Below are 1,582 nucleotides of genomic sequence, written 5' to 3' on the forward strand. Positions count from 1 at the left end.
CGGAACTTGTCAAGGTGTTTGAGTCCAACGGGAGTTACGCCGCGGCTTGATCCCCGTCGGAGTCGTCGTGCTCCCGCTTCTCCTCAGGTTGGTTGATCCACACAGTGGTCGGTAGGTCGAGGATCTTCGGGGTTGCTGCCGTGCCGAAACGCTCCGGATGCTTCCGACGGGCCTGCTCGAGCACCGCGGCCCGGTCATCAGCTTTGGCCGCGGCCAACCCGAAGTACACATCTGCCGGGGTGTGCAGGCCGATCCCGGTATGACGATGTTCGTGGTTGTACCACGACGTGAACGAGTCCATGAAGTCCCGGGCGTGATGGACCGAGGAGAAACGCTCTGGAAACATCGGTCCGTATTTCACTGTCTTGAACAAGGATTCGGAGTACGGATTGTCGTTGGACACCCGCGGGCGTGAATGCGAGCGGGTGACCTCGAGGTCGGCGAGCAACGTGGCAACGGTCTTGCTGGTCATCGACGTTCCCCGATCCGCGTGCACCACGTTCGGGACGCCGTGCACCGTGAAGACCTCGGTCATCATCTCCGCGGCGAGCACACTGGATTCGTGGGTCTGCACGTGCGCACCGACGATGTAGCGGGAGAAGATGTCGATCATCACGTACGCATCGAAGTAGGTGCCCTTGACCGGGCCAGGCAGTTTCGTGATGTCCCACGAGTACACCTGCCGTGGTGCGGTCGCCATGAGCTCCGGGCAGGCACGAGCGGGATGCCTGGCTTGCCGTCGACGGTCTATGACCTGCATGTTCTCCCGCAAGATCCGGTACATCGTCGAGACCGAACACAGATATGTGCCCTCGTCGAGAAGCTGTGCAAAGACCTCGAGGGGGGCCTGGTCGATGAACCGGTCGCTGCACAACACGTCGAGGACGTGGCGCCGTTCGCGGTCGGAGAGCTTGTTCTCCGGGGTCCGCACGGCGGTCGTGGTCGGGTGCGGGTCGGGCCGGTCGGTCTTGTGCCGGGCGGCGGTCGAGCGCACGATTCCGGTCAACGCGGACGCGGCCCGGGTGGGGATGCCGGCGGCGGTCAGGTCGTGGTGGGCGGCGATCAGCGCTTCTTGTGCCGCTCGTCGGTGTCCGCGCTCTCGGACAGTTGTTCCAAGAGCGCGTGTGCTTTTCCCATGATCTGCAGTGCGGTTTCGGTGGTGGCGAGTTTCTTGGTGGCGCGGTCGAGTTCGCGTTTGAGGCGGGCGATCTCGGCTTGTTCCGCGGTGAGTTTGCCGGTCTTGTTGGCGGCTGGACCGGGTGTGCCATCGAGGACACCGGCGTCGCGTTGGCGTCGCCATTCGCTGATCAGTGATGAGTACAGTCCTTCGCGGCGTAGGTAGGCGCCGCCCTCGCTGGTTTCGCATGCCTGCTCGTACGCGGTCAGGTGGGCGAGCTTGTCCGAGGAGGTGAAGGTGCGTCGTGGTCGGGGGCCGTCGGCGCGGGGGTGCGAGGGGTCCATTCGCTCATTGTCCTCGACCTGGATGGTGGGGGAAATCGTCATCGTGGGGTTGATCCGTCTCTCGCCCTGCTGGCGGGGTTGCTATGAACCGTTGGACTCAACTCACCCTGACACGCAGGGG

The 1,582-nt window shown here is 64.0% G+C and carries 1 protein-coding gene; it reads right to left on the reverse strand.

The features are described from left to right. Nucleotides 1–34: 34 nt before the first annotated feature. Nucleotides 35–1,461, reverse strand: a protein-coding gene (locus tag MLGJGCBP_RS19910) for an IS3 family transposase (protein WP_442972111.1) whose coding sequence is annotated in 2 segments (ribosomal slippage) — nucleotides 35–1,095 and nucleotides 1,095–1,461 — 1,428 coding nt in all. Because the reading frame shifts where the segments join, the coding sequence is not laid out codon by codon here. Nucleotides 1,462–1,582: the final 121 nt, after the last annotated feature.

It is taken from the genome of Rhodococcus sp. T7, from assembly GCF_009872365.1.
Classification (GTDB): domain Bacteria; phylum Actinomycetota; class Actinomycetes; order Mycobacteriales; family Mycobacteriaceae; genus Rhodococcus_F.